At 59.0% G+C, this 24,766-nt stretch carries 19 protein-coding genes and 1 tRNA gene; 13 read left to right on the plus strand and 7 right to left on the minus strand.

Annotated features, from left to right (window positions below; translation table 11 throughout):
• Positions 1-78 precede the first annotated feature (78 nt).
• The 3 genes from BMZ23_RS14785 (at position 79) to BMZ23_RS02740 (ending at position 2,718) form a co-directional block, all read left to right on the plus strand.
• Positions 79-861, plus strand: coding sequence for a hypothetical protein (locus BMZ23_RS14785; protein ID WP_143069553.1), 783 nt, complete (start codon positions 79-81; stop codon positions 859-861).
• Positions 862-1,753: 892 nt separating this feature from the next.
• Positions 1,754-2,548, plus strand: coding sequence for a type IV pili methyl-accepting chemotaxis transducer N-terminal domain-containing protein (locus BMZ23_RS02735; RefSeq protein WP_177197205.1), 795 nt, complete (start codon positions 1,754-1,756; stop codon positions 2,546-2,548).
• 93 nt (positions 2,549-2,641) lie between these two features.
• A tRNA-Met gene (locus tag BMZ23_RS02740) sits at positions 2,642-2,718 on the plus strand.
• A gap of 76 nt (positions 2,719-2,794) precedes the next feature.
• On the opposite strand, the gene BMZ23_RS02745 is transcribed toward BMZ23_RS02740, so the two are convergent.
• The 3 genes from BMZ23_RS02745 to BMZ23_RS02755 all read right to left on the minus strand — a co-directional run bounded on the left by BMZ23_RS02745 (position 2,795) and on the right by BMZ23_RS02755 (position 8,833).
• Positions 2,795-5,440 (minus strand): LuxR C-terminal-related transcriptional regulator, encoded by a 2,646-nt coding sequence (locus BMZ23_RS02745; protein ID WP_093472397.1) that lies wholly within the window; start codon positions 5,438-5,440, stop codon positions 2,795-2,797.
• Positions 5,441-5,524: 84 nt separating this feature from the next.
• A complete protein-coding gene (locus BMZ23_RS02750) occupies positions 5,525-6,886 on the minus strand; it encodes a DUF1329 domain-containing protein (RefSeq protein ID WP_425431651.1) in 1,362 nt (453 codons plus the stop codon).
• A gap of 264 nt (positions 6,887-7,150) precedes the next feature.
• Entirely contained in the window at positions 7,151-8,833 is a 1,683-nt protein-coding gene (locus BMZ23_RS02755; RefSeq protein ID WP_093472403.1) for a fatty acid--CoA ligase, read from the minus strand.
• 218 nt (positions 8,834-9,051) lie between these two features.
• Between BMZ23_RS02755 and BMZ23_RS02760 the strand changes: the two genes are divergently transcribed.
• The 4 genes from BMZ23_RS02760 to BMZ23_RS02775 all read left to right on the plus strand — a co-directional run bounded on the left by BMZ23_RS02760 (position 9,052) and on the right by BMZ23_RS02775 (position 14,432).
• Entirely contained in the window at positions 9,052-10,233 is a 1,182-nt protein-coding gene (locus BMZ23_RS02760) for a thiolase family protein (protein ID WP_093472406.1), read from the plus strand.
• Positions 10,234-10,448: 215 nt separating this feature from the next.
• Positions 10,449-12,194: a Na/Pi cotransporter family protein gene (locus tag BMZ23_RS02765; RefSeq protein WP_093472408.1), complete on the plus strand. Its 1,746-nt coding sequence runs from the start codon at positions 10,449-10,451 to the stop codon at positions 12,192-12,194.
• A 150-nt stretch (positions 12,195-12,344) separates the two neighbouring features.
• Positions 12,345-13,250, plus strand: coding sequence for an SDR family oxidoreductase (locus BMZ23_RS02770; protein WP_093472410.1), 906 nt, complete (start codon positions 12,345-12,347; stop codon positions 13,248-13,250).
• Between the two features lie 405 nt (positions 13,251-13,655).
• Complete coding sequence (locus BMZ23_RS02775) at positions 13,656-14,432, plus strand: HNH endonuclease (RefSeq protein WP_093472413.1); 777 nt, start codon at positions 13,656-13,658, stop codon at positions 14,430-14,432.
• Positions 14,433-14,552: 120 nt separating this feature from the next.
• Here the strand turns inward: BMZ23_RS02775 and BMZ23_RS02780 are convergent, their stop codons facing one another.
• Positions 14,553-15,716 carry a type III PLP-dependent enzyme gene (locus BMZ23_RS02780; protein WP_093472416.1) on the minus strand — a complete coding sequence of 388 codons (1,164 nt, stop codon included), beginning with the start codon at positions 15,714-15,716 and terminating at the stop codon, positions 14,553-14,555.
• A gap of 528 nt (positions 15,717-16,244) precedes the next feature.
• Between BMZ23_RS02780 and BMZ23_RS02785 the strand changes: the two genes are divergently transcribed.
• The 4 genes from BMZ23_RS02785 to BMZ23_RS02800 all read left to right on the plus strand — a co-directional run bounded on the left by BMZ23_RS02785 (position 16,245) and on the right by BMZ23_RS02800 (position 20,049).
• A complete protein-coding gene (locus tag BMZ23_RS02785; protein WP_093472419.1) occupies positions 16,245-17,831 on the plus strand; it encodes a peptide chain release factor 3 in 1,587 nt (528 codons plus the stop codon).
• A 20-nt stretch (positions 17,832-17,851) separates the two neighbouring features.
• Positions 17,852-18,640, plus strand: coding sequence for a TatD family hydrolase (locus tag BMZ23_RS02790; RefSeq protein ID WP_093472422.1), 789 nt, complete (start codon positions 17,852-17,854; stop codon positions 18,638-18,640).
• A 76-nt stretch (positions 18,641-18,716) separates the two neighbouring features.
• Entirely contained in the window at positions 18,717-19,184 is a 468-nt protein-coding gene (locus tag BMZ23_RS02795) for a hypothetical protein (protein WP_093472425.1), read from the plus strand.
• Between the two features lie 34 nt (positions 19,185-19,218).
• The gene (locus BMZ23_RS02800) at positions 19,219-20,049 is read left to right on the plus strand and encodes an SDR family oxidoreductase (RefSeq protein ID WP_093472428.1); all 831 of its coding nucleotides are present in this window, start codon (positions 19,219-19,221) and stop codon (positions 20,047-20,049) included.
• Here the strand turns inward: BMZ23_RS02800 and BMZ23_RS02805 are convergent.
• On the minus strand, positions 20,046-21,065 hold the full coding sequence (locus BMZ23_RS02805) for a Leu/Phe/Val dehydrogenase (protein WP_093472432.1): 1,020 nt from the start codon (positions 21,063-21,065) through the stop codon (positions 20,046-20,048). The genes BMZ23_RS02800 and BMZ23_RS02805 overlap by 4 nt on opposite strands.
• A gap of 155 nt (positions 21,066-21,220) precedes the next feature.
• Between BMZ23_RS02805 and BMZ23_RS02810 the strand changes: the two genes are divergently transcribed.
• Positions 21,221-22,060, plus strand: a complete 840-nt coding sequence (locus tag BMZ23_RS02810; protein ID WP_093472435.1) for a Tim44 domain-containing protein — start codon at positions 21,221-21,223, stop codon at positions 22,058-22,060.
• 56 nt (positions 22,061-22,116) lie between these two features.
• Here BMZ23_RS02810 and BMZ23_RS02815 read toward each other — a convergent pair whose 3' ends face one another.
• Both BMZ23_RS02815 and BMZ23_RS02820 read right to left on the minus strand, forming a co-directional pair.
• Positions 22,117-22,671 carry a response regulator transcription factor gene (locus BMZ23_RS02815; RefSeq protein ID WP_093472438.1) on the minus strand — a complete coding sequence of 185 codons (555 nt, stop codon included), beginning with the start codon at positions 22,669-22,671 and terminating at the stop codon, positions 22,117-22,119.
• Positions 22,668-23,939 carry an ATP-binding protein gene (locus BMZ23_RS02820; protein ID WP_093472441.1) on the minus strand — a complete coding sequence of 424 codons (1,272 nt, stop codon included), beginning with the start codon at positions 23,937-23,939 and terminating at the stop codon, positions 22,668-22,670. Before BMZ23_RS02820 ends, BMZ23_RS02815 begins: the two co-directional genes overlap by 4 nt.
• Positions 23,940-24,056: 117 nt before the next feature.
• Between BMZ23_RS02820 and BMZ23_RS02825 the strand changes: the two genes are divergently transcribed.
• The gene (locus tag BMZ23_RS02825; RefSeq protein ID WP_093472443.1) at positions 24,057-24,764 is read left to right on the plus strand and encodes an SIMPL domain-containing protein; all 708 of its coding nucleotides are present in this window, start codon (positions 24,057-24,059) and stop codon (positions 24,762-24,764) included.
• The last annotated feature ends 2 nt before the right edge of the window (positions 24,765-24,766 follow it).

The following is a 24,766-nucleotide window of genomic DNA, read 5'->3' on the forward strand; positions in this document are numbered from 1 at the left end:
GCAATAACGTTATCGTCAACGAATTTCTCGCTCCCCCCTTTTTTTGCTACGATGTTTTTTAACAGTCGGAGGCATCCTGTGGGACGAAAAAGGGCTATCGGTTTGGAATGGCTAGATCCTCAAGATACGGATCAACGTTCTTGGGCAGTAGAGTTTTTATTAAAAAACGGCTTCGAGGAAATTTTTTATTATCAACAAAAAATACGCCCCGGCGAATTGCCTTCACACCAACAAATGCTACATGCAGGCGCCACAATCGAGCTAGACACTGCTAATGCAAGAAACATCTTTAAAGACATGAAAGATGCTTGGCGCCAACAGCGAAGTAGAAACAATAAAAAACAGAAAGGGCAACTCAACTGCACTTTCACGATAAATGGCGATTCGAAAAAAAACCTACACATCATGGCTAAGGATCTAAATATAAGCGCAACAGCATTAATAGAAAAACTGATAGTAAGAGCATACCAATCCCATCTAAAAAAGCGAGAGAAAGTAGCGCGCACAAAGTCAGAGAAACCTTTACTAGCGAACCATTGCGATACACCCGAAAACTCTAGGACTACTTTTAGCAAGAGGCCACATCAACTTGCCTCCCAAGCTGAACCTACCTGCGCACCCGCAGAAAATAGAAACCATGAAAATAATTCAGGCAGAAAGAATGAAATCGCAAGTGAAATCACCCCTACGGCTCATGATCTTTCCAACGAAGAAATAAATACTCACAACGCCAATCAAGGCACATACGCGACAAGAAAAAAAACGAGCTACATCGTACCTGCTACGATTCAAGAAAATATCGCAGCAAGCTATTTGGAAGATTTTGGCCCACTTGAGACCACATCTAGTCAAGACGAATAGCAACAAAGTCCTTTATAATTAAACATGAAACTCAACAAGCAACGTCGAGATAGATGAAAAGATTCATAATCAAAAAGCAATATGAGCCCCACAAAGTTAACTGACGCAATCCCGCACAAGAAACCTATCGGCGCGCAACAGCCCAAGCACCATACTAGTAATCTAAACTATGAACCGGACAACTTTCCGACAGCGCAGTATCGAACGACTCATCCTCTCCGACCGGAAGTCTTAGTCGCTCTCTGCTTTTGGGCCATAATGGCGCTGTTTGGATGCGTCGTAGTAACGCTTGAAAGCAGTCTCCAGGTTGCGCAGCGCCTCCAGCACGATACGTGCCGTGCGCTAACCGTCGGGGCGACATAGCTGCCAAGCCCGGCACCACAGCCTTTCCTGCACTAACCGCAGCCAGGCTGCCGTCCTGAAAGCTTGCGCCAGCGGAACAGTTGACTGGGTTGATACCGTTGCGACCGGAGACACCGAGATGCTATGCCCGGTTTCGAGCTAGCAGGGGCAAAATCTTGGGACTGTGTAGGCTGTATCCGTGATTGGCTGGCCAATATGCCATGAAGCCATAAACCGGGTAGAAAACCGGGTATCCTTCAAATAAGAATTGACCACCCCCCCCTAATTACCTGGCGTCCACATGGAAACTTACCGTCTAACGTCTGAGCCCTGCCAGCCCGACAACACAGCCGCGCCAGTGCGTGGCTGCGTTGCTTCTGTAACAGGTCGTACCTGCGGCAATTTGCCCCTTATCCCGCACTGGCCGCAGTCACTTGACAAGCGTCAATGCCCTGCCCAGCCTGCGTCATCGATGATGTCCGGACCGACGAAAAGCCTCTGGCCGCTGTCCGACAGCAAACCAATCCAAGCGACCATCTGGAGCAACTCCATGCAACGCCCGGCATCCCTTTTGTTTTCCTGGCTACTGTTGAGCCTTTTCGCGTTTTCCAGCATACCGGCCAACGCCGCTATCGGCGATGCAGAGGCAGTCAACCTGGCCGGCATGCAACGCATGCTGACGCAACGCATCGGTGCAAGTTACCTGATGGTTGGCGCCGAGGTACGCACACAGCAGGCCAATATGCAACTGGACGACAGCATGAGCCGTTACGAGGAAAACCTGCAGGCTCTGCGCAGCTGGGCTGCTGCCCGTGGCACACAGGAGATACAGCAACAACTGCAACAGCTGGTCAACCTGTGGCAACCCTACCGTGCACTGGCCATGCGCAGCCCCGACCGCACCGCCGCACTGCAGTTGATCGAGATGGCCGAACCCCTGCTGCAAGCCGCAGAAGAGCTTACGCTGCTGATCGAGCGACATGTCGCACAACCGTCATCACGGCTGATCAACCTCAGTGGCCGGCAAAGAATGCTCAGCCAGCGCATCAACATGCTTTATCAGGCCCGCAGTTGGGGAGTCACCGTCCCCCAGCTGGAAACCCGTCTGAAAGACAGTATCGACGCCTTTGATACGGCGCTCAACGAGCTGCGCCAATCACCGGAAAACACCCCGGAAACCTTGCTGATGCTGGATGAAGCGACCAGGCAGTGGAATTTTTCACGTCAGGGCTTCGATCTATCCACTGAGTTGCGCTTCGTACCCACGGTTATCAGCTCAACCACCAATCAACTGCTGCAGCAAATGGATCAACTGACCCTCAGCTACGTAGCGGCAGGTAGCTGATGCATGGGCGCAAGCAGTTGAAATTGAAGTTGAAAAAAACCGGCGAAAGGCTTGACAGCTTTCAACACTGATTTGATAATGCGCGCCTCGAATGGCTACATAGCTCAGCTGGTTAGAGCACAGCATTCATAATGCTGGGGTCCCTGGTTCAAGTCCAGGTGTAGCCACCATGATTTTCAAGGGGTTAGCGAAAGCTAGCCCCTTTTTTTGTGTCTGCGAAAAGCACATCAAGACCGAAGCTGACGACTAGATAAGGCCAAGACGCTTGGCCTGGGCAACGGCCTGTGTGCGACGGGCGACGCCGAGTTTGTGGTTTATTCGCCTGGCATGGGTTTTTACGGTATGCAGCGAAATGAACAAGGCCTGACTGATCTGCTGATTGGAGTAGCCCTGGGCAATACAGCGCAACACATCCAGCTCACGCTTGCTCAGCGGATCGTTGATCAGGCCACTGACACGGCCCGGCTCCAACGGCAACATGCCCAGCAGGCGATCCCGCAACGCCGACGCTGGCGCACGCTGCAGGGCGCCAGCAAGGCCGCCCGGAGCCTGTAGCAGCAATGAATGGAACGGACCCGCTATACAGTCACGATCGGCCAGTGCCAGCGCAATCAACAGGCTGTGCTCTGCCTCCTCGGGACGTTGGTTGCGGTACAGCAGTCGCACCAGACTGATCAGTACCGACAGCTGCTGTAACCGTTCACCTTGCTGTTGCAGACGCCCGGCCAACTGGCGTAACAGGCTTTCGGCTGCCAGCTGGTCTCCATTGCTGGCCAGATAACGCGCGTAGATTTGCTCAATCACTGCCGGCAGCGCGTGGAAAAATGCCGGCGGTGCAGCCGAGGGCTGCAGGCAATAGGTCTGGCGCAAACGTGGCAACCAGTGCCCGGCCAGATCAAGCCGGCCGCTGGTGATCCAAAGATCGCTCTTGATGGCCGTAACCCAGGCCAGATAAAACACCGGCGGGATATCCCACAGATGCATCAACCGCTCTGCTTCAGCCAGTGCCGCAAAGGCGCCGGCGCTCCCGCCACGCGTTTGAGCCAACAGCGCAGCACGGGCGCAGCAGCCCATTACCACATGTACATCGTGGCAACGCCTGGCCTCGTCTATCCCTTCAGTCAGCACCTGTAGTGCGGCGTCCTGGTCACCCAACTGTCCGAGCAGGTAGCCGTCATAAATAGCCAGTCGCGCTCGAATCGCCTGCGGACCCGGCATCAACAACCGGCTGCGCTGCTGCCCGATAAGCTGACGGGCCCGACTCGGCTCACCGCGCGTCTGCAGCAAGCGGGCTCGCATCAATTCAGCCTGCGCTTCAAGCAACGGACTATTCGCCCGGCGAGCTGCCTCAACAGCCTGTCGCGCCCACCCATTGGCCGAACTGCTACGCTGCCGGCAGAACTCCGCATCAGCCAGCACCAGCATGCACTGGATACGGCTACCCGTGTCGGCTGTCGGCAGACAGTCAAGCGCTGCCCTGGCATCCTCAAGGGCAGCCTGCAGGCGTCCGGCCGCCCTGCCCAGCCAGGCACGCAGAGCCAAGCCAGCACCCAGCAGCGCCTGCTGACGCTGCCGGTCCGGCTGTGGCAGAAACCGCTGTAGCGCCAGCAGCGAACCAGCGGCATCCTCCAACTGCCCAGCCAACGCCAGCGTCCAGGCGTTAATCAGCGCCAGCCTCTTGCTGCCGCCCTGCTGCAGTTCCGGCAGCCGGCTTCGCCATTCCAGCAACTCGGCCACAGGCTGTTCGGCCAGCAACTGCGCCAGTGGCAGTTGCTCCAGCAACCGCAGCGCCAACTGTCTGTCATCCGCCTGCAGCGCCTGGGCAATGGCTGGCAGCAGTGCACCCTGCTCGGCGTACCAGTCGCTGGCTCGCCGGCACAGGCTGCGCCACCGCGCCCTGTCACGACGCAGGCGGCGGCGCAGCACATCCACCAGCAGCAGATGAAAGCTGTAGCTGTCATCCCCATCCGGTTGATAAAGAAATACCTGCAGTTGCAGTAAACGCTCGATCAGTACGGCACTGTCATCCGCCTGACGCAGCCAATCACAGAGTGCGGCAGTAAAGCTGCCGGCCACTCCCGTCTGCTCGACAAACACCCGCATATCAGCCGGTAGCTGCGCCAGCACTTCCTGCAGCAGATACTCCTCTGCCCAATTACCCTCAGCTATCAGTCGCTGCAAGGCGGCACTATCGGCATTGCGCGCGGCCACTCCAAGCAAACGCAGACCCGCCATCCAGCCCTGGTTACGCTGCAACGCCAGCGCCAGCAATTCGCTATCGAGCGCACCCAGCCCGCTCTTCTGCAGCACCCAGCAGGCCTCCTGCTGATCACAGCACAATGCCTGTGCTGGCAGCTCAAACAACTGCCCTGACAGCCTCCAGCGCGCCAGCTGCCAGTCAGGCGGCTGGCGGCAGGTGAGCAACAACTGGGCATCTGCCGGCAGGCATTCGAGCACACGAGTCAATAACAGATCGGTTTCTGGACCACGCGCCAAATGGTAGCCATCCAGCACCAGCAATAGCGGCTTGTTACCAGCCGCCTGCGACAGCAGCTGCCGTAACCGGGCAGCAAGTTCCGGCGAGCCGACACGCCAGGTGCCCACGTCCGGACTGCCATCGCAGACAACCAGCAATTTTTCCAGCAATTGCCCGGGGCAGGCATCGGTGCCAGACAAAGACAGCCAGCGTACCGAGCACGCAGCGGAGCGGGCCCGGCAATATTCGATAGCCAGTGTGGTTTTGCCGTATCCGGCCGGGGCACAAAGCAGCAGAAGGCGCCGTTGCGCCGCCTGCATCAACAGGTCGACCAATCGGGGGCGCGGCAGGTGATCTTCCGGCAACTCGGGCCAGACTGAACTACCCGCAGGATGCAGCGTTATGGAGAGAGGCATTGGACAAGTCTATCGGCAGTGGCGCCGGCAAAACATGCCCAATTGTAACAGCAGGGCCGGTCGGCCCTGCTGCAGAGGTGCTACTTAGCGAACGCCAGCCTGACGCAGGGCGGCAGGAGTGAAGTCATTGGCGCTGGTACGGTAAGCGTAGTTGTAATCAGCACGCTCCTCGTTGTTCAGGCCCATGACCAGATAACGTCCGGCAATCAGGTCGTACAGGGTCTCAGCTGCATAGCTGGCCACCTGGAAGTTGTAGCGCTGCAGGGCATGGGCTTCGGCCACACGCCACAGGGTGCCACGGGCGTCGTAGTGGTCGATATGTCCAGCCTGCCAGCTGTCTTCATCAAAGAAGAAGTCGCGCTTGGCATAGATGTGACGCTGGCCGTCCTTGACGGTCGCCTCGACGTGCCATACACGATGCAGTTCGTAACGGGTGTGATCCGGGTTGATGTGGCCGGCCTTAACGATATCGTCGTACTTCAGCTCGGACGACGCCAGCTTGTAGCTGTTATAGGGAATCAGCATCTCGCGCTTGCCGACCAGTTTCCAGTCGTAGCGGTCGGGAGCGCCGTTGAACATGTCCAGGTTGTCGGAGGTACGCATGCCGTCAGCCGCGGTGCCCGGGCCGTCATAGGATACCTGCGGCGCACGGCGCACACGACGCTGGCCGGCGTTGTAGATCCACGCCATGCGCGGAGTCTTGACCTGGTCAACGGTCTCGTGAACCAGCAGCACGTTACCGGCCAAACGGCCCGGATCAGTCACTTGCTGCTTGAAGTAATAAAGGATGTTCTCATTAGTTGAAGATGAGAAGTCAGTCAGATATTCCGGCAGCACATACTCCTCGATAAAACGCACCAGCGTGAAGCTGCCGTTGGTCTGGGGAGTCGCCTGAACCACCACACGCTGCATGGAGCCACCGCGGTAACGGGTAACGTGGTTCCAGACCACCTCAACGCCACTGGACGGAATCGGGAAGGCATGGGCCAGCTGATAGCCGGTCACACCGTTGCCACCCTCGACCAGCCGGGAGTTGCGCGCATTGTGCGCCGCGGCATCATAGATCTCCTGCGGCAGGGCAACACTGCGACGGCTCTGGTAAACCGGCATGCGGAAGCTGTCCGGGTAGCGCTTGAACATGGCTACCTGACCCGGAGCCAGTTGATCCAGGTACTGCTCATGATTGGCTGCGGTAATCACAAATAGCGGCTGATCGTCTGCGTAGGGATTACCCATAAAGCTGTCTTTGACCAGCGGAGCCGCATCCTTGGCCAGACCACCGGTCCAGGCTGGAATGGTACCTGCGGCGTTACCCGCCATTTCGGCACCGATCGGGGTCAGCGACTTACCGAGTTCAGCAGCCTGCTGTTCGGTCACGGAAGCCTGGGCGACACCTGCAAACAGCAGGGCGGCAGCCAGGGACGAACGGATCATTTGTGCTTGCATTCAATCACTCACCTTCCGGTCAATACGCGCACGCAAAAACGCACCGGCAAGGCGCGCTATGGGCACAGTAGACCGGTGTAGTTATTTGGAATCCGGAATGGGTCTGACACTTCCGATGGCTGAGCAAAAGCCAGCCTCTAGCTCGGAGGTGCGACACTATAGCGCAACGCGCTGATCTGGTGAACCCGTAGTTGACGTCAATTGACCAACGGCATCAAAAAGCCCCGGCACCTGGCCGGGGCTTTGCTGATCAATACGCCAGGCTTACAGGGTAGACAGGAAGGGCGCGCCAGCCTCCTGCCACTGGGCAATCTCGCCGCGGATGCGCTTCTTGTCGAGTTTGCCGACACTGGTTTTGGGAATTTCTTCGACCACGGCAATCTGCGTAGGAATTGCCCACTTATTGATACGACCATCATCAACAAAGGGCTTCAGGTGGTCACGCAAAATACGCGCATCCATGGTTTGTCCTGCCTTCGGGACAATCAAGGCAAACGGACGCTCATCCCATTGCGGATCAGGCACACCCACCACTGCCACTTCGGCGACGGCCGAATTCAGGCTGATCAGATCTTCCAGTTCCAGCGAGGAAATCCACTCGCCACCGGTCTTGATCACGTCCTTGATGCGATCGCGAATCTCGATGGTGCCGTACTGGTCGATAGTGGCGACATCACCTGTGTGCATCCAGCCGCCAGCCCACAACTCGACACTCTTTTCCGGCTCGCGGAAGTAACCCTGGGTCAGCCAGGGTGCGTGCAATACCAGTTCGCCCTGGGTCTTGCCGTCCTGTGCCAGGAAGTTACCCTCGGCATCCATGATGCGTGCCTCGACCAGCGGCCCCGGCACGCCAGCCTTGATCAGGCAGCTCGCGCGTTGATTGTCATCAAGCTTTTCCAGTTCAAGATTCAGATAGGCCGCAGATATCAGCGGACAGGTCTCGGACATGCCATAGGCTGCCGACAGGCGCATGCCCCGCGCCTTGGCCGCGTCGAACAGGCCACGGTTCAGCGCACTACCTCCGATAATGACTCGCATGCCATTGAAGTCATGATCCTGTGCGCCCTTGGCATTCAGCAGCATGCCGAGGATGGTTGGTACGCAGTGTGAGAAGGTGACCTTTTCCTGCTTGATCAGCTGCATCAACAGTTCCGGCTCATAACGCCCCGGATACACCTGCTTCAGACCAAGCATGGTCGCGGTATAGGGAATACCCCAGGCATGCACATGGAACATCGGCGTGATCGGCATGTACACGTCACGGTTACCAAGCAGCCGGTTACTGTCCAGCGCGCCCATGGAAGCAGCCTGCGTCAGGGTGTGCAGCACCAGCTGACGATGGGTGAAATACACGCCCTTGGGGTTGCCGGTGGTGCCGGTGGTATAGAAGGTGGTGGCCACCGAATTTTCGTCAAAATCCGGGAAGTCATAGTCCGGCGAAGCAGCGGCCAACAGATCCTCGTACTCGCCGACAAAGCCGAGCATGTCACTGCCCTTGTCACTGCCATCGGTCAGCAAAATGGTCTTCTTTACTGTAGTCAGGTGATGCTCTATTCCCTTGTACAGCGGCACGAAGTCGCTGTTGACCAGCACGTAGATATCTTCGGCATGGTTCATGGTGTAGAGAATCTGGTCGGGCGACAGGCGAATATTGATGGTATGCAGGACCGCACCGATCATCGGCACGGCAAACATGCACTCCAGATAACGGTTGCTGTCCCAGTCCATCACCGCCACTGTCTCGCCCGGCTTGACCCCGGCCTCAGTCAACGCATTGGCCAGACGGCAAACCCGCTGGTACAAGGTGCTGTAGTCATAGCGCAACTGGTCGCGATAGATGATTTCCTGGGTCCGCTCATAGCGGACTCCGCTTTGCAGCAGGCTTTTGATCAGCAACGGGGTGGAGTGGGCCGATTCGGTCGGCGGAATGACACGGGTATTGAGCATGATTCTGACCTGTTTGTTGTTGGGCTTGTAGCCGGTCCTGCGGCCCTTTACGGCCGATTGGCAGGCACTATAGACAGGCCTGACAATCGACACCTATCACTCTAAAGTATGATCCGCCACGAAACCTTCCTCCCATAATTTTTGCGGGTATACTGCGCGCAACTGGTCCTTTGGTGACCAGATCAATCACCACAGTCACATCGAACGAGGATTTCCGCATGTCCGACAACAGCATCGTCATCGTCAGCGGCGTACGCACCCCTATGGGCGGCTTCCAGGGCAGCCTGTCCAGCCTGAGCGCCGTGGAGCTTGGCGCCATCGCCATTCGCGAGGCGGTGGCGCGCGCCGGCGTGGCACCCGCCGAGGTGGACGAAGTGATCATGGGCTGCGTACTACCGGCCGGTCTCAAGCAGGGCCCGGCCCGCCAGGCCAGCCTGCAGGCCGGCCTGCCGTCAGCGACCGGCTGCACCACGATCAACAAGCTGTGCGGCTCCGGCATGAAGGCGGTAATGATGGCGCATGACGCGCTGAAGGCCGGCAGCAACCGCATCATGTTGGCTGGCGGCATGGAAAGCATGTCCAACGCCCCCTACCTGATGACCAAGGCACGTGGCGGCCTGCGCATGGGGCACGGTGAAATCAAGGACCACATGTTCTTCGATGGTCTGGAAGATGCCGCCACCGGCCGCCTGATGGGCTCATTCGCCCAGGACACCGCCGAGCAGCACGGCCTGACCCGTGAAGAGATGGACGCCTACGCCATCGAATCGCTGAAGCGCGCCAAGGCCGCGATTGACAACGGCAGCCTGGACAGCGAAATCGTCCCGGTCAGCGTCAGCACCCGCAAGGGCGAGGTGCTGGTGAAGGACGACGAGCAGCCGCACAACGCCAATATCGAGAAGATCCCGACCCTCAAGCCGGCGTTCAAGAAGGACGGCAGCATTACCGCCGCCAATGCCAGCTCCATCTCCGATGGCGCCAGTGCACTGCTGCTGATGACCGCCGAGGAAGCACAGAAGCGCGGCATCAAGCCACTGGCGCGCATCGTCGGGCATGCCACCCAGAGCCAGGACCCGAGCGAGTTCACCCTGGCCCCGATCGGCGCCATGAGCAACCTGTTCGCCAAAACCGGCTGGAGCAAGGATGACGTTGACCTGTTTGAAATCAACGAAGCCTTCGCCATGGTCACCATGCTGGCGATGCGCGAACACGGCCTGGATCACGCCAGGGTCAACATCTATGGCGGTGCCTGCGCCCAGGGCCACCCGGTTGGCTCCACCGGCTCGCGCCTGATTGTTACGCTGATCAACGCCCTGCAGAAAACCGGTGGCAAGCGCGGCATCGCCTCGTTGTGCATCGGCGGCGGCGAAGCCACTGCAATCGCTATCGAGCTGCTGTAAGCCCCATCCCTCGGGGCAGCCAGCCTGCCCCAACCTTTCACCGTTAACAAATTCTATACATCTGCGTCGCTCTGAAGCTGCAATCAGTGCAACCAAACTGTCATCCAGCCGTTATAATTGCCCGCGTTTTCGCACACTGACGATCATCAGACGCAGGCCATGCTCCCAAAAACGGGAAAGCTCTGGCCGGCCAACCTGCACTCAAGCGGTGACCCATGTCCTATTCTTTGTTTGATTTCCTTCAACTGGTCGGCTCCCTGGGCATTTTCATCTTCGGCATGAAAATTTTCAGCGAAGCACTGCAGAAGGTCGCCGGCAACCGGCTCAAGGCCATTCTCGGCGGCATGACCCGCAACCGCCTGACCGGCGTACTGACCGGCTTTGCCACCACATCAATTACCCAGTCCTCGACCACCACCACGGTGATGGCCGTGAGCTTTGTCAACGCCGGCCTGCTGACCTTCGTGCAGTCCACCGGCGTGATCATGGGTGCCAACATCGGCACCACCATCACTGCCTGGCTGGTAGCGCTGTTCGGCTTCAAGTTTCAGATAACCCCGATCGCGGTTGCCGTCATCGGGGTTTTCTTTGTCTTCCTGTTCTCCAACAACAGCCGGCTGCGCAATATCGCCGAGGCCATGGTCGGTTTCGGTATCCTGTTTATCGGCCTGGAGTTCATCAAGGGCGCCGTACCGGATATCCGCAGCAACCCGGAGATGCTGGCCTTTCTGGATGGATTCAGTGACTACGGTTACCTGTCGCTGCTGCTGTTCGTGGTGGTCGGCACCGTACTGACCCTGCTCACCCAGTCATCCTCCGCTGCCAGCGCCATTACTCTGGTGATGCTGTTTGAAGGCTGGATTTCATTCCCGATTGCCGCCGCCATGATCCTTGGTGAGAACATCGGTACCACAGTCACCGCCAACCTCGCCGCCATGGTCGGCAACGTGCATGCCAAACGGGCAGCGCGCTTCCACCTGTTTTTCAATGTGATCGGCGTGATCTGGATGCTGCTGCTGATCTACCCGGTGCTGAACCTGATCGATATCTCCATTCAGTTCTTTACCGACAGCAGTGTTTCGGTATTCACCAACAGTGCCGAGGCCCGTTCCAACGCCACCCTCGCCGTGTCGCTTTTCCACACCAGCTTCAACGTGCTCAACGTGGTACTGCTGTTCGCCTTCGTGCCCTGGCTGGTGCGCCTTATCGAATATATCCAGCCTGACCGTGGCGCCAGCGACGAGGAATTCCACCTGCGCTTCATCAGCACTGGCGTGATGACCTCACCGACCCTGGCCGTGGAACAGGCACAGAAGGAAATCCAGCAATTCACCGGCATCATCGAGAAAATGCATGCCAGCGTGCATGAACTGCTGTTTGATCCTGCCGCCCAGTCCGACCGTCTGATGGAGCGCATCCACAAGTTCGAGCAGGCCACCGACCAGATGGAAATCGAGATTTCCGATTATCTGGTACGCATCAGCGAAGGCGCCAACATGGAGCACGACCTGACCGAGCGCATGCGCTTTATGCAGACCATGATCAACGACCTGGAACGGGTTGCCGACATCTATTACCAGATCTCCAAGATCTCGGTAAAAATGCACGAGGCCGAAACCGACTGGCCCGAGGAAGCACGGGCCGAGATGGTGCTGATGATGGACGCCCTGCGTAACGCCATTGCCAACATGCACATCAATGTCAGCAAGGAGCCGGAGCAGGTCAACCTGGATCATGCGCTGGTACTGGAAGATGCGCTGGACAAGCTGCGTGACAACTTCCGCGACCAGCACTACTGCCGACTGGAGCGGGGCGCCTACTCGACCCGTGCCGGCGTGGTGTTTATCGACGTGCTGAATCGTCTTGAGCGGATTGGCGACCATGTACTGAACGTCAACGAGGCCGCCGCTGGCAAGCGCCTCAAGGCCATGCGCATCCACGGCCAGAAGCAACCGGCCTGAGCCTGAGCGCCGCTGTCGACCCCGGCAGCGGCGCAGCCCACCAACAGGCATTTATGCCTGACCATTCACCGGTCGGACAGCTCTTGCCCTGCGCCTTGCGGCAGTGGACACTGGCCGGCATTTTCCCCCGATCCAGTACAGGAGAGTCCCATGAGCGATATCCGTTTTGACGACAAGGTAGTCATTGTCACCGGCGCCGGCGGCGGCATTGGCCGCGCCCATGCCCTGCTGTTCGCCAAGCATGGCGCCAAGGTCATCGTCAACGACCTGGGTGGCAGCGCCACCGGCGAAGGCGCCAACAGCGAAGCGGCGCTCAAGGTGGTCGAGGAAATCAAGGCGATGGGCGGCACCGCAGTGGCCAACCCGGACAGCGTGGTAGATGGCGACAAGATCGTGCAGTGCGCCATGGACAACTTCGGCCGCATCGACGTGGTGGTCAACAACGCCGGCATCCTGCGCGACAAGAGCTTCGTCAAGATGACCGACGCCGACTGGGATCTGGTCTACAAGGTCCACGTCGAGGGCGCCTACAAGGTCACCCACGCCGCCTGGCCGCACATGAAGGACAACAACTTCGGCCGGGTGATCTTCACCTCCTCCACCTCCGGCATCTATGGCAACTTCGGCCAGGCCAACTACGGCATGGCCAAGCTCGGCCTCTACGGCCTGACCCGCACCCTGGCCATCGAAGGCCAGAAGAACAACATTCTGGTCAACGCCATCGCCCCCACCGGCGGCACCCGCATGACCGAAGGCCTGTTCCCGGCCGGTGCCTTCGACAAGCTCAAGCCCGAGCTGGTCAGCCCGCTGGTAGTCTACCTGTGCTCCGAACAGTGCCAGGAAACCTCCAGCCTGTTCGAAGTCGGTGGCGGCTGGATGGGCAAGGTACGCTGGGAGCGTTCGCTGGGCATTGGCTTCAACCCGGATGAAGGCTTCAGCGTCGAAGACGTTGCCGCCAACTTCGAGCAACTGTGCAGCTTCGAGGGTGCGGTACACCCGAAAAACAATATCGAAGCGCTGAAAGAGCTGATGGCGAATATTCAGAAGTTCGCCTAAGCGCTGCACGCCTCAGCGTTAGCCCAGGCAGGCATGGTCACGCAGTTTGGCCATGCCTGTGGTTGGCCAAGCAGCACAAAAGCCTGCCCTCCAGAGAGTCACGCCACCCTTCGTCCATGCATAAATCCGACTGGATTGCCACGGGCTTGCAGCCCTCGCAATGACGCCGTGAATTACAGAATCTTCAGAGCAACGATCATCCCCACAACGTCTGGCGCATATCTGCCGTACTAATGCACCTAACACGCGCCCCCTCACACGTCATGGCGAGGAGCGCAGCGACGCGGCCATCCATGCGCTCAGCATGCAGCCATATCACTGGTGATGACACGTTGAAGTTGATAGCGTTCGCCCAACAGCGCCACTCTTATCCCGCCAGACAACACAATTCTTATAGGGGCAACAATGGCTAAAACATGGACGTCTGATGAACTATTGGTAGTGCTGGGTCTTTACTGCCAGCTGCCATTTGGACAATTTCATAGCCGTAATCCACTGGTCCAACAGGTCGCGACCCATCTGCAACGAACGCCTGGATCAGTTGCTATGAAGCTGTCAAATCTGGCCAGTCTTGACCCTATCATTACCGGCAGTGGTCGCAAGGGTTTGCAGGGTGCTTCAGCACTGGATCGGGAAGTATGGAACGCTTTTTCAACAGACAGCCTGAGCATGCTGCCACTCGCCGAGCAGGCCTTGCAGCTAGCGCTGGAAAGCAGCAAACAGACGACTATGCATGAAGCGGAGAATGTTGCCGCTTATCAGGAGGATGACCACTTCGCTAATGTCAAAGTGCGCAAGGGTCAAAAACTCTTTCGTGATGCCGTGTTAACCGCCTATGAAAATCGTTGCTGTGTCACAGGAGTAGCGGAACCTCGCTTTCTAGTTGCCAGTCATATCCGCCCTTGGCGGCAAGACCCTGAGAATCGTCTTAACCCGCGCAATGGACTATGTCTTAGCCTGATGATTGACAAGGCCTTTGACCTCGGCCTGATAACCTTCTCAGAAGACTACCGCCTGGTACTTTCTGCAGAACTCAAACAGCATGAAAAAAATCCCCATATAGCCGAGACATTTTTCACCAGAATGGGCCAGCCAATTACACTGCCAAGCAAATTTACCCCTGATCAGCGTTTTCTGGCTTGGCATCGAGAGTCGTATTTTGTCGGTAACCCACTACGCTGATTTGCTTGGGTAATTGAAGCCGACTTTGGCAATCAACATTCGCCAACAAAAAACCCGCCCCCGTTTCCGGTGGCGGGTTTTTCATCATCCAGCAGCCGGTTATCCGCTGCGCAACTCACCTCAGATATAGAAAGCCTCCAACGGCGGGAAGCCGTTGAACTCGATGGCGCTGTAGCTGGTGGTGTAGGCACCGGTGGACAGCCAGTACAGGCGGTCGCCGATGGCCAGGTTCAGCGGCATGCCGTACTTGTAGTTCTCGTACATGATGTCGGCGCTGTCGCAGGTCGGGCCGGCGATTACCGCTTCTTCCAGTTCGCCCTTCTTCTCGGTGTAGATCGGGAACTTGATCGATTCATCCATAGTTTCGATCAGGCCGCTGAACTTGCCGACGTCGGTGAATACCCAGCGTTCCAGGGCGGTGTGCGACTTGCGCGACACCAGCACCACTTCGCTGACCAGAATGCCGGCGTTGGCGATCAGCGAGCGGCCTGGCTCCAGAATGATTTCCGGCAGTTCGTCACCGAAGTCTTCCTGCAGGAAACGGGTGATTTCCTCGGCGTAGGTCTTCAGCGTGTTGGTCTTGGTCAGGTAGTTGGCCGGGAAGCCGCCACCCATGTTGATCATCTTCAGCTCAATGCCATCTTCTTCCTTGAGGCGCTCGAAGATCACCTTGACCTTGGCAATCGCTGCGTCCCAGGCGCCGATGTCGCGCTGCTGCGAGCCGACGTGGAAGGAAATGCCGTAGGGCACCAGACCCAGTTCGCGGGCCAGCACCAGCAGATCCATGGCCATGTCGGTCTGGCAGCCGAACTTGCGCGACAACGGCCAGTCGGCAGTGGTCGAGCCTTCGGTGAGGATGCGCACATAGATCTTCGAGCCCGGGGCGGCCTTGGCAATGTTGCGCAGGTCAGCTTCGGAGTCGGTGGCATACAGGCGTACACCCTTCTCGTAGAAGGCGCGGATGTGCCTGGACTTCTTGATGGTGTTGCCAAAGCTGATCTGCTCCGGCTTGACGCCCAGCGCCAACACCTTTTCCAGTTCGTAGATCGAGGCGATGTCGAAGTTCGAACCCTTGTTTTTCAGCAGGCTCAGCACTTCATTGGCCGGGTTGGCCTTGACCGCGTAATAGATGTTGGCAAAGGGGAAACCGTCGACCAGCTCGTCATAGGCGCGGTCGATGGTCTTCAGGTCGACCACCAGAAAGGGGGTTTCGTGCTGATCAGCGCACTCTTTGATGCGGCTGAAGGTGTCACGGTCGAAATATTCTTCCAGCTTGATAGGCATGGCTTCGGCTCCAAAGCAAAAAGTTCCGGATTGGGCCGCGTGAGGACAGGACGATCAGATGCAGGGCAGACAAGTGCATCCCCTCACCCACTGTTTCAATGGGGACGGGGATGCGCTTTCCGACGGAAGCGCTTCCGAACATGCAAGGCCAACACACAACCCAAGGGGTGCGAACGTCTGATCAGTATCCCCACTTTGGTTCGCCTACTTCCCAAGGCGTGCGCCGAAAGCAATAAGTCCGGTATCTACCAGTCTTGCTGTCTCGTCGTCAGTACTTGAGCCGTATGGATCGTGCCAGCCTCAACGTTCGGGGCGCACCATAAAACCAAGCGGCCCACGGGTCAATACCCAGCCGTTATTTGTTGAAATCTAGCCGATAAAGATGAAGCCGGCATGACAGCCGGGCGATACCCTTTGTTTTGCCCCTGACAATCGGAGACAATACGCGCCTGTCATCCTTTACCTCTGCCGGAGCCTGCTGGCGCTGATGTGCCGTGGCTCCCTGCCACAGCCTGAATCGAACAGCACATGCCCAATACCATCGAAAAAGAAGTCGGTAAACGCCGTACTTTCGCCATCATCTCCCACCCCGACGCGGGCAAGACCACCATCACCGAGCGTTTGCTGCTGATGGGGCAAGCGATCAACGTGGCCGGCACGGTAAAGGCGCGCAAGTCCGATCGGCATGCCACCTCGGACTGGATGGCGATGGAGAAACAGCGCGGCATCTCGGTCAGCACCTCGGTGATGCAGTTCCCCTACCGCGAGCACATGATCAACCTGCTCGACACCCCCGGCCACGAGGATTTCTCCGAGGACACCTACCGCACCCTGACCGCGGTGGACTCGGCACTCATGGTGCTGGACGGCGGCAAGGGTGTCGAGCCGCGTACCATCGCGCTGATGGAGGTCTGCCGGCTGCGCGACACGCCGATCGTCAGTTTCGTCAACAAGCTCGACCGCGATATCCGTGACCCGATCGAACTGCTCGACGAGATCGAAGCGGTCCTGAACATCCAGGCCGCACCCATCACCTGGCCGATCGGCTGCTACCGTGACTTCAAGGGTGTCTACCACCTGGAGGGCGACTACATCATCGTCTACCAGCCCGGCCACGGCCACGAACGTACCGAACGCCAGATCATCGAAAAGCTCGACTCGGACGCGGCACGCGCGCATCTGGGCGACCTCTACGACAGTTTTGTCGAGGAACTGGAACTGGTGCAGGGTGCCTGCCACAGCTTTGATCGGCAGGCCTTTCTGGATGGCCGCATGACCCCGGTGTTCTTCGGTACCGCATTGGGCAACTTCGGCGTTGACCAGGTGCTGGATGCGATTGTCGACTGGGCGCCGATGCCGCTGGCACGACCGGCCAACGAGCGCAAGGTGGAGGCCATCGAGGCACCCTTCACCGGCTTCATTTTCAAGATCCAGGCCAATATGGATCCGAAACACCGCGACCGCATCGCCTTTATGCGCATCTGCTCCGGCCATTACGAAAAGGGCATGAAACTGCATCAGGTGCGTACCGGCAAGGATGTGCGGATCGCCGATGCCCTGACCTTCTTCGCCGCCGAGCGCGAACATCTGGAGGAAGCCTGGGCCGGTGACATTATCGGCCTGCACAACCACGGCACCATTCAGATTGGCGACACCTTCACCGAGGGCGAAAAACTCGGCTTCACCGGCATCCCGCACTTTGCCCCGGAGCTGTTCCGCCGCGTGCGCCTGAAAGACCCGCTGAAATCCAAGCAGTTGCGCCAGGGCCTGCAGGAACTGGCCGAGGAAGGCGCGACCCAGGTGTTCTTCCCCGAGCGCAACAATGACATCATCCTCGGCGCGGTCGGTGTGCTGCAGTTCGATGTAGTGGCCAGCCGACTGAAGGAAGAATACAAGGTCGAGTGCCTGTACGAGCCGGTCAACGTCTGGTCAGCACGCTGGATCGAGTCAGATGACAAGAAGAAGCTCGAGGAATTCCGCAACAAGGCCATGGAAAACCTCGCCGTTGACGGTGGCGGCCACCTGACCTATCTGGCACCGACCCGGGTCAACCTGAGCCTGACCGAGGAACGCTGGCCGGAGATTCGCTTTCGCGCGACGCGCGAACACCACTGAAAGCAGCCACAGGGACAGGCATGAGATTCGTCGACAGCCATACCCATCTGGACTTTCCCGCCTTTGCCAGGGACCGGCAGGCGGTGCTGGCAGCGTGTGTCGCCGGTGGCGTCGAGCGGATACTGCTGATGGGTGTCAGCCGCAACAACTGGGACAGTATCCGGCAACTGGCCAGAACATCCACCTCACCCAGACTCTATGCAGCCTTTGGCATGCACCCGCTTTTTCTCGAACAACACCAACCAGAAGACCTGCATGCTCTGCGTGCTCTGCTTGACGACTGCAGGGGTGACCCGAGCTGCGTGGGTATCGGTGAAATCGGCCTGGACTATTTTGTTGAAACACTGGATCGCCAGCGCCAGCAACAGCTTTTCGAGGCCCAGTTGCAACTGACTGCCGAATACCGGCTGCCGGTCATACTGCATGTACGCCGTGCCCATGCGGCCACCATCGCCACCCTCAAGCGCTTTCGGCTGCCGCGTGGCGGTGTTGTGCATGCCTTTTCCGGCAGCCTTGAAGAGGCCCGTGAATACCAGCGTCTGGGGTTTATGCTGGGCATTGGCGGCGCCTTTACCTGGCCCCGGGCAATACGCCTGCAGCGGGTAATAAAAGCCTTGCCGGCAACGCAGTTGCTACTGGAAACCGACGCCCCCGACATGGCTCCAGCGTTTCAGGCCGACGAGCGCAACTCACCGCACTATCTGCCGGAAATAGCCCGTCAAATGGCCCTGTTACGCAATGAACCTCTCGAGCAGCTGGCCGAACAATGCTGGGCAAACAGCTGCCAACTGTTTGATTGGCAGGCGTAACAAAGCACGCAAGCGGGCTGAAGCCTCACGCGCATTCTGCTAGAGTCGGACTCGGTTACCTTTTCCGGAGTCGCACATGTTGCCACTGGGGCTGGTCGTACTGCTGGCGTGGATCCTGCTGCTGCTGCGCTTTCCGCGAATCATGATTCCCGCCAGTCTCGGTGTATTGGCGGTAGCGCTGTTGCTGGCCGTATCGGTCGGGGTGAAGCAGTGGCTCGACAGCCGCCAACTGGCGCGGATCGATATACGCATCGAATATGCACCGCAGCAGTGCGAGTTTGGCAAGCCGCTGCTGGTGCGGATAGACAACCGCAGCGAGCGCACTGCACAGCGCATCAGTTGGCAATTGCTGGCCCGGCAACCGGGCTACAGCAGCAACCTGATCGATACCGGCAGCACCGATGCCGGCTGGGAAACCGATCGTGCGCTGGCGCCCGGTGAACAATGGCAGCACTGTTTGCGTCTGCCGCGTTTGCGTAGCGGCTATCAACCCGCCGAACTTGAGTACCAGGCGCAGCGGGTTCGTGCCGTACTGGTGCGCTGATTTCATACAACAGATAAAACCATCAGGAGTTTTCATGAGCCAACCCGTCGCCTTGATTACCGGCTGTTCCTCAGGGATCGGCAAGGCACTGGCCGAGGCCTTTCTGCAACAGGGTTACCAGGTGTGGGCTACCGCCCGGCGCCCGGACAGTCTGGCCGAGCTTGAGGCGCGCGGCGCGATTGCCGTGGCCCTGGATGTGAATGATCCGCAGCAGCTGGCTGCCTGCGCTGAGCGCCTGCGCCAGCAGGCCGGACGGCTGGATGTGCTGATCAACAATGCCGGCTACGGCGCCATGGGGCCGATACTGGATGCTGACCGCGAGACCCTGCTGCGCCAGTTCGACACCAATGTGTTCGCGCCGCTGCAGCTGGTGCGCGCCTGCGCCGACCTGCTGCGCAACGCCAAAGGCCTGGTGGTGAATATCGGCAGCGTCTCCGGCGTGACCACAACGCCCTTCTCCGGCGTGTATTGTGCCTCCAAGGCGGCCTTGCATGCCTTGTCCGATGCCCTGCGTCTGGAACTGCAGCCCTTCGGCATCCAGATCCTCACCGTACTGCCAGGGGCGATTGCTTCGGAATTCGGTAGCAATGCCAGCGCCGCCATCACCATGGCCGAGGACTCCTGGTTCAAACCCTGGGAAAAAGCGGTGCAGGCGCGCGCGCGCGCCTCACAGAATGCCAGCTCGACCCCGGCCAGCGAGTTTGCCGCAGAACTGCTGAAACATGTACGCAACCCGTCACGTCCGCCCGAGGTACTGATCGGCTCGGGCAGCCGGCGTCTGGTGGCACTCAAGCGCTGGCTGCCGACCAGGCTGGTAGACAGTCAACTGCGCAAGCGCTTCGGTCTGGATCGCAGCGCCAGCTAGTCGGCCAGTAATGCGGCTGCACGCCGCTCGGCAATCGCCAGTGGCGTGCGTGCCTCGGCCCGGCTTTCAACAAACAAATCGGTCAACCGTGGGCCGATCTGCATCACCTGCGCCGCTATCTCGCTGGCACTGCGGCCCTGCCAGCCGAGCGCCACATGCAACAAACCACCAGCGTTGATCACATAGTCCGGCGCATACAGAATGCCCCGCGCCAACAGGCGCTCGGCATCCGCGGCATGCTGTAACTGGTTGTTGGCTGCTCCGGCAACCACGGCGCAACGCAGGTTGTCGATGACCGTGGCGTCGAGCACCCCGCCCAGAGCACAGGGCGCGAAGATGTCGCAGGGTGCCTCGCTTACCGCAGCCGCCGCCAGCGCACGGATACCCAGTTCCTCAACCGCCAGTTGCACCCGGCCCTCGTCAATATCACCGGCCATCACCTCGGCACCCTCGGCCACCAGCATTTCTGCCAAGGCATAGCCGACACTACCCAGTCCCTGCAGCGCCACCCTGACACCGTTCAGCGACGCACTGCCAAGACGTTCAGCCGCCGCTGCGCGAATCCCCTCAAGCACCCCCATGGCGGTCAGTGGCGACGGATCACCCGCCTGACTGGTTGCGGTGACATAGCGGGTCTGCTGTGCCACACAGTCCATGTCGGCACTGCCAGTGCCGCTGTCAACCGAGGTGATATAGCCGCCACGCAGCGACTCTATACAGCGCCCAAAGGCCTCGAACAGGCTGGCACGGTTGTCGATATGCGGGGCACGCAGGATCACCGCCTTGCCTCCACCAAAGGGCAAGCCAGCCAGCGCCGCCTTGTGGCTCATGCCCTGGGCCAAGCGCAGGGCATCCTGCAGGGCCTGATCAAAACTGGCGTAGGGTTGATAGCGGCAGCCGCCGAGCGCCGGCCCGAGCCGGGTACTGTGGATCGCCACCAGCGCTTCCAGTCCACTGCGCTGGTCGGCGAACAGGTGTACCGACTGCATGCCGGCGGATTTCAGGGTTGTAAACATGCATCCTCCACATCGAAAACCGGTAAACCTGCACCATGGCAGAGTCGCCACTGTCAAATCAGGATACAGACTGGGTAGCCGATCAGACAGTTGGGATTTGGCTATTTGGCGCTATTGCCGAATAATGCGATCCAGTTAAACACAGGAGATTCGCAATGCGCTGGTTTGTTCCACTGTTCAGCATCATGCTGATGATAGGTTTCACCATACCGGATGCCGAAGCAAGGCGCATGGGTGGCGGCAAGAGCTTCGGCAGCGCTCCGGCGCAACAGGCACCCGCACAGCGCCAGCAGGCACCCCGGCAGCAGCCGACACGCCAGCAAACCCAGCCAGCCGCTGCCAATTCCGGCGCCAGTCGCTGGCTTGGCCCGCTGGCCGGTATTGCCGCCGGCGGCCTGCTCGCCAGCATGCTGTTCGGTGATGGCTTCGAGGGCATCCAACTGTTCGACATCCTGCTGTTCGGCCTGATTGCCTTTGTACTGTTCCGCTTGCTGCGCGGCCGTCGCCCGGCCATGCAGTCAGCCGTAGCGGGTGGCGCGCCGAGCGGTTACTGGCAACCTGAGCCGGCCATGCAGCGCACTGCCGAGCCGCTGATGACTGATGCGGCCAACGTGCCGGAGCAACCATCGTGGTTCGATCAGGAACGTTTTCTGGCCGCTGCCGAGGAGCATTTCTATACCCTGCAGCGTCACTGGCGCGACAACGACCGCGCCGGCATGGCCGAGTATATGAGTGGTGAACTGCTGCAGGCCATGCTGCGCGAGCGCGACAGCAACCCGCCATCAGCCAGCGGCTTTGTCGAGCAGCTCAGTGTGCAGCTGGATGCTGTCGAGGAAGACAGTGCCGGCAATGCGGTCGCCAGCATCAGCTTCCGCGGACTGGATCATGATGAAGCCGGCGACACCGGGCAATGGTTCGAGGAGAGCTGGCGGCTTGAGCGCGATGCCGGCGACAACCAGCCGTGGATCATCACCGGGATTCGCCAGAACGGCTAGCCCCGCAGGTATTTCCATACGGCCTTGACTGGAGCCGAGGCCGTATGGATTTCCCGTCAGCGCCTCACCGGGCGTTTTTGCAATTTGCGTTGCAGGGTCCGGCGGTGCATGCCAAGGGCGCGGGCGGTGGCAGAAATGTTGCCGTCGTGCTCCGAGAGCACCCTCTGGATGTGCTCCCACTGCAGACGGTCCACAGACATAGGGTGCTCAGGCACCAGGTTTTCCGGATCAGCCTGTTCTGACAGCAAGGCCGTCAGCACATCATCGGCGTCCGCCGGCTTGCACAGGTAGTTACAGGCTCCCCGCTTGATCGCCTCGACGGCCGTGGCAATACTCGAGTAACCGGTCAGGATCAGCACCCTGAGATCCGGATACAGTTCCAGCAGGCGTGGTAGCAGCACCAACCCCGAGTCCCCCTCCATCTTCAGGTCAAGCACCGCGTAATCCGGCGTTTCGCAGGCAGCTACGCGCATTGCTTCGTCAGCATCGCTGGCCGTTACCACACGTACACCGCGTCGGGTCAAAGAGCGCGCCATAACCCGGGTAAAGGTTTCATCGTCATCCACCAGCATGATCAGCGGCTGGTCGTCCAGCCCGAGTTCGTCGCTCATGGTTGTTGCTCCTGTGCAATCGGCAGCAACACTTCGGTCAGAGTGCCCCCACCGTCCTGATTATAGAGTTTGACGCTGCCACCGAGCCGCTGCACCGCCGCCTGACTGAGGAACAATCCCAAACCAAAGCCCTTCTTGCCCTTGGTTGTGAGGAATGGCGAGCCGATCTGCTCGGCTATATGCAATGGCACACCAGGGCCATGGTCGCGAATATTCAGACGAATCTGTTTGGCATCCCAACTCAGGCGCACCTGCAGGTCATCCGGACAGGCATCTGCTGCATTATTCAACAGGTTGAGCACAGATTGACCCAGTTCCGGGCTAGCCATCACCAGCGGCGCCTCATCCTCCTGCATTGGCTGGAGTGTCCAGCTTACCTCCGGACGCATCAATTGCCAGCGCTCCAGCAACTCGTGCAGCCAGTTGTCCACCGGCTCCACATGACGCGATCCGCTGCGGCTGATCTCGGCGCTGCGCACCATTTGCTGCAGGGTGTCACGACAGAGTTTGACCTGCTCCTGCAGCAGTTCCAAGTCTTCCTGGATATTCGGATCCGAGCAATCGCAGCGCAAGTCCTTGAGCAAAACACTCATGGTAGATAACGGCGTGGACATCTCGTGCGCAGCGCCGGCGGCGACACTAGCGATCCCCAGTAACTGGGCATCTCGCAGACTTTGTTCGCGGCGCTCGGCTAAACGCTGGGCGTTCTGTCGCAGGGCGTCGGCCATACGTGCGACAAACAGGCTGATCAACGCTGCACCCATGACAAAATTCAACCAGGCACCCACCACCCTGAGGTTGCCAAACTCACCGAAGAGTACCAGTTCAAATACCTGCATTGGTGTGTAGAACAGCAATACCAGCGTACAGAGAATCACCGACAAGCTGGACAGCACCAGTGTATAGCGCCAGTTCAGGGTGGCGGCGGCAATGGTCAGAGGCACCAGATAGTAGGACAGGAAAGGGTTTCCCGGACCGCCGCTGTAAAACAGCAATACGCTGTGGATCAGCATATCGAAGAACAGTTGGCCGGCATATTCCAGATTGGTCACCGGCCAGTCACGCGACAGCCTCAGCAGCGTAAGCACCGTGACCAGCATGGAGCAACCCAGGGCACTCACCAGCGCCGTCCAATCCATTATGAACAGACCACTGTAATACGCAGCAGAAACCGACAGGGTTTGTGCCAGCAGAACCAGCATGCGGATCACGATCAAACGCCAGAGGTTCTGCCGTGATGGGGACAGGGCCAGCGAATTTGGACTCATTGAGAGCATTGCCAAGTGTTGGTGCTCCAGTATAAATAGCTGGGGGAATTCCCCTGTGCGGCACAAGGTCGCATATTCTCTCATTACTGCCATCCGGCTTCCAGCGAGGATCACCGCATGTTCCGACTCATCCATCTCCCGGGGCTGCTGCTGTGCCTGAGCCTGGCCTCGCCGGTCAGTGCCAATACTTCCAGCGACCCGCTCAATCGCGTGTCCTTGCGTGCAGAGGCGCAGCAGTCGGTGAATCAGGACCAGCTTCGTGTAGTGCTGTTCCATGAGGCAAAGGACAGCGATCCGGCACGTCTGGCCGCTGCCGTATCGGAGCGGCTCAACCGCGCCCTTGAACAGGCCCGCGCCACAGGCGGTATTCGCGTCAGCAGTGGCAACAGGCGCAGCCAACCCATCCATGATGACAAGCGCAAACAGATCATTGCCTGGCGTGAGCGGGCTGAACTGATTCTGGAGGGAACCGATTTTGCGGCACTGTCGAGCCTGACCGGCCAGCTACTCGCGGATCTGAGCCTGGCCGACATGCAGTTCTCTCTATCCACATCACAGCGCCAGCAGACTGAGGACCAACTGATAGGGGAAGCTATTCGGGCTTTCCAGCAGCGCGCCAAACTGGCCAGTGAAGCGCTGGGGGGGAACGGCTACCGACTGGTCAACCTGAACCTGAACACCCAGTTTTCGCAACCCCCCTTCATGCCACGCGCACTTAAAATGAGCAGTGCCATGGATATGGAGACGGCTGCCCCGCAACTGGAGGCCGGGCAGTCCGATGTAGTGGTCAGCGCCGACGGGGTTATCGAAGTCATCATGCCCTGAGC

The sequence above is a fragment of the Halopseudomonas yangmingensis genome (assembly GCF_900114825.1).
GTDB lineage: Bacteria > Pseudomonadota > Gammaproteobacteria > Pseudomonadales > Pseudomonadaceae > Halopseudomonas > Halopseudomonas yangmingensis.

What these genes read in the sequence shown, in the direction of transcription:
- BMZ23_RS02735 (WP_177197205.1), top strand. Translation starts at nt 1,754, where the DNA reads ATGCAACGCCCGGCATCCCTTTTGTTTTCCTGGCTACTGTTGAGCCTT.
- BMZ23_RS02745 (WP_093472397.1), bottom strand. Translation starts at nt 5,440, where the DNA reads ATGCCTCTCTCCATAACGCTGCATCCTGCGGGTAGTTCAGTCTGGCCC.
- BMZ23_RS02750 (WP_425431651.1), bottom strand. Translation starts at nt 6,886, where the DNA reads ATGCAAGCACAAATGATCCGTTCGTCCCTGGCTGCCGCCCTGCTGTTT.
- BMZ23_RS02755 (WP_093472403.1), bottom strand. Translation starts at nt 8,833, where the DNA reads ATGCTCAATACCCGTGTCATTCCGCCGACCGAATCGGCCCACTCCACC.
- BMZ23_RS02760 (WP_093472406.1), top strand. Translation starts at nt 9,052, where the DNA reads ATGTCCGACAACAGCATCGTCATCGTCAGCGGCGTACGCACCCCTATG.
- BMZ23_RS02765 (WP_093472408.1), top strand. Translation starts at nt 10,449, where the DNA reads ATGTCCTATTCTTTGTTTGATTTCCTTCAACTGGTCGGCTCCCTGGGC.
- BMZ23_RS02770 (WP_093472410.1), top strand. Translation starts at nt 12,345, where the DNA reads ATGAGCGATATCCGTTTTGACGACAAGGTAGTCATTGTCACCGGCGCC.
- BMZ23_RS02775 (WP_093472413.1), top strand. Translation starts at nt 13,656, where the DNA reads ATGGCTAAAACATGGACGTCTGATGAACTATTGGTAGTGCTGGGTCTT.
- BMZ23_RS02780 (WP_093472416.1), bottom strand. Translation starts at nt 15,716, where the DNA reads ATGCCTATCAAGCTGGAAGAATATTTCGACCGTGACACCTTCAGCCGC.
- BMZ23_RS02785 (WP_093472419.1), top strand. Translation starts at nt 16,245, where the DNA reads ATGCCCAATACCATCGAAAAAGAAGTCGGTAAACGCCGTACTTTCGCC.
- BMZ23_RS02790 (WP_093472422.1), top strand. Translation starts at nt 17,852, where the DNA reads ATGAGATTCGTCGACAGCCATACCCATCTGGACTTTCCCGCCTTTGCC.
- BMZ23_RS02795 (WP_093472425.1), top strand. Translation starts at nt 18,717, where the DNA reads ATGTTGCCACTGGGGCTGGTCGTACTGCTGGCGTGGATCCTGCTGCTG.
- BMZ23_RS02800 (WP_093472428.1), top strand. Translation starts at nt 19,219, where the DNA reads ATGAGCCAACCCGTCGCCTTGATTACCGGCTGTTCCTCAGGGATCGGC.
- BMZ23_RS02805 (WP_093472432.1), bottom strand. Translation starts at nt 21,065, where the DNA reads ATGTTTACAACCCTGAAATCCGCCGGCATGCAGTCGGTACACCTGTTC.
- BMZ23_RS02810 (WP_093472435.1), top strand. Translation starts at nt 21,221, where the DNA reads ATGCGCTGGTTTGTTCCACTGTTCAGCATCATGCTGATGATAGGTTTC.
- BMZ23_RS02815 (WP_093472438.1), bottom strand. Translation starts at nt 22,671, where the DNA reads ATGAGCGACGAACTCGGGCTGGACGACCAGCCGCTGATCATGCTGGTG.
- BMZ23_RS02820 (WP_093472441.1), bottom strand. Translation starts at nt 23,939, where the DNA reads ATGAGTCCAAATTCGCTGGCCCTGTCCCCATCACGGCAGAACCTCTGG.
- BMZ23_RS02825 (WP_093472443.1), top strand. Translation starts at nt 24,057, where the DNA reads ATGTTCCGACTCATCCATCTCCCGGGGCTGCTGCTGTGCCTGAGCCTG.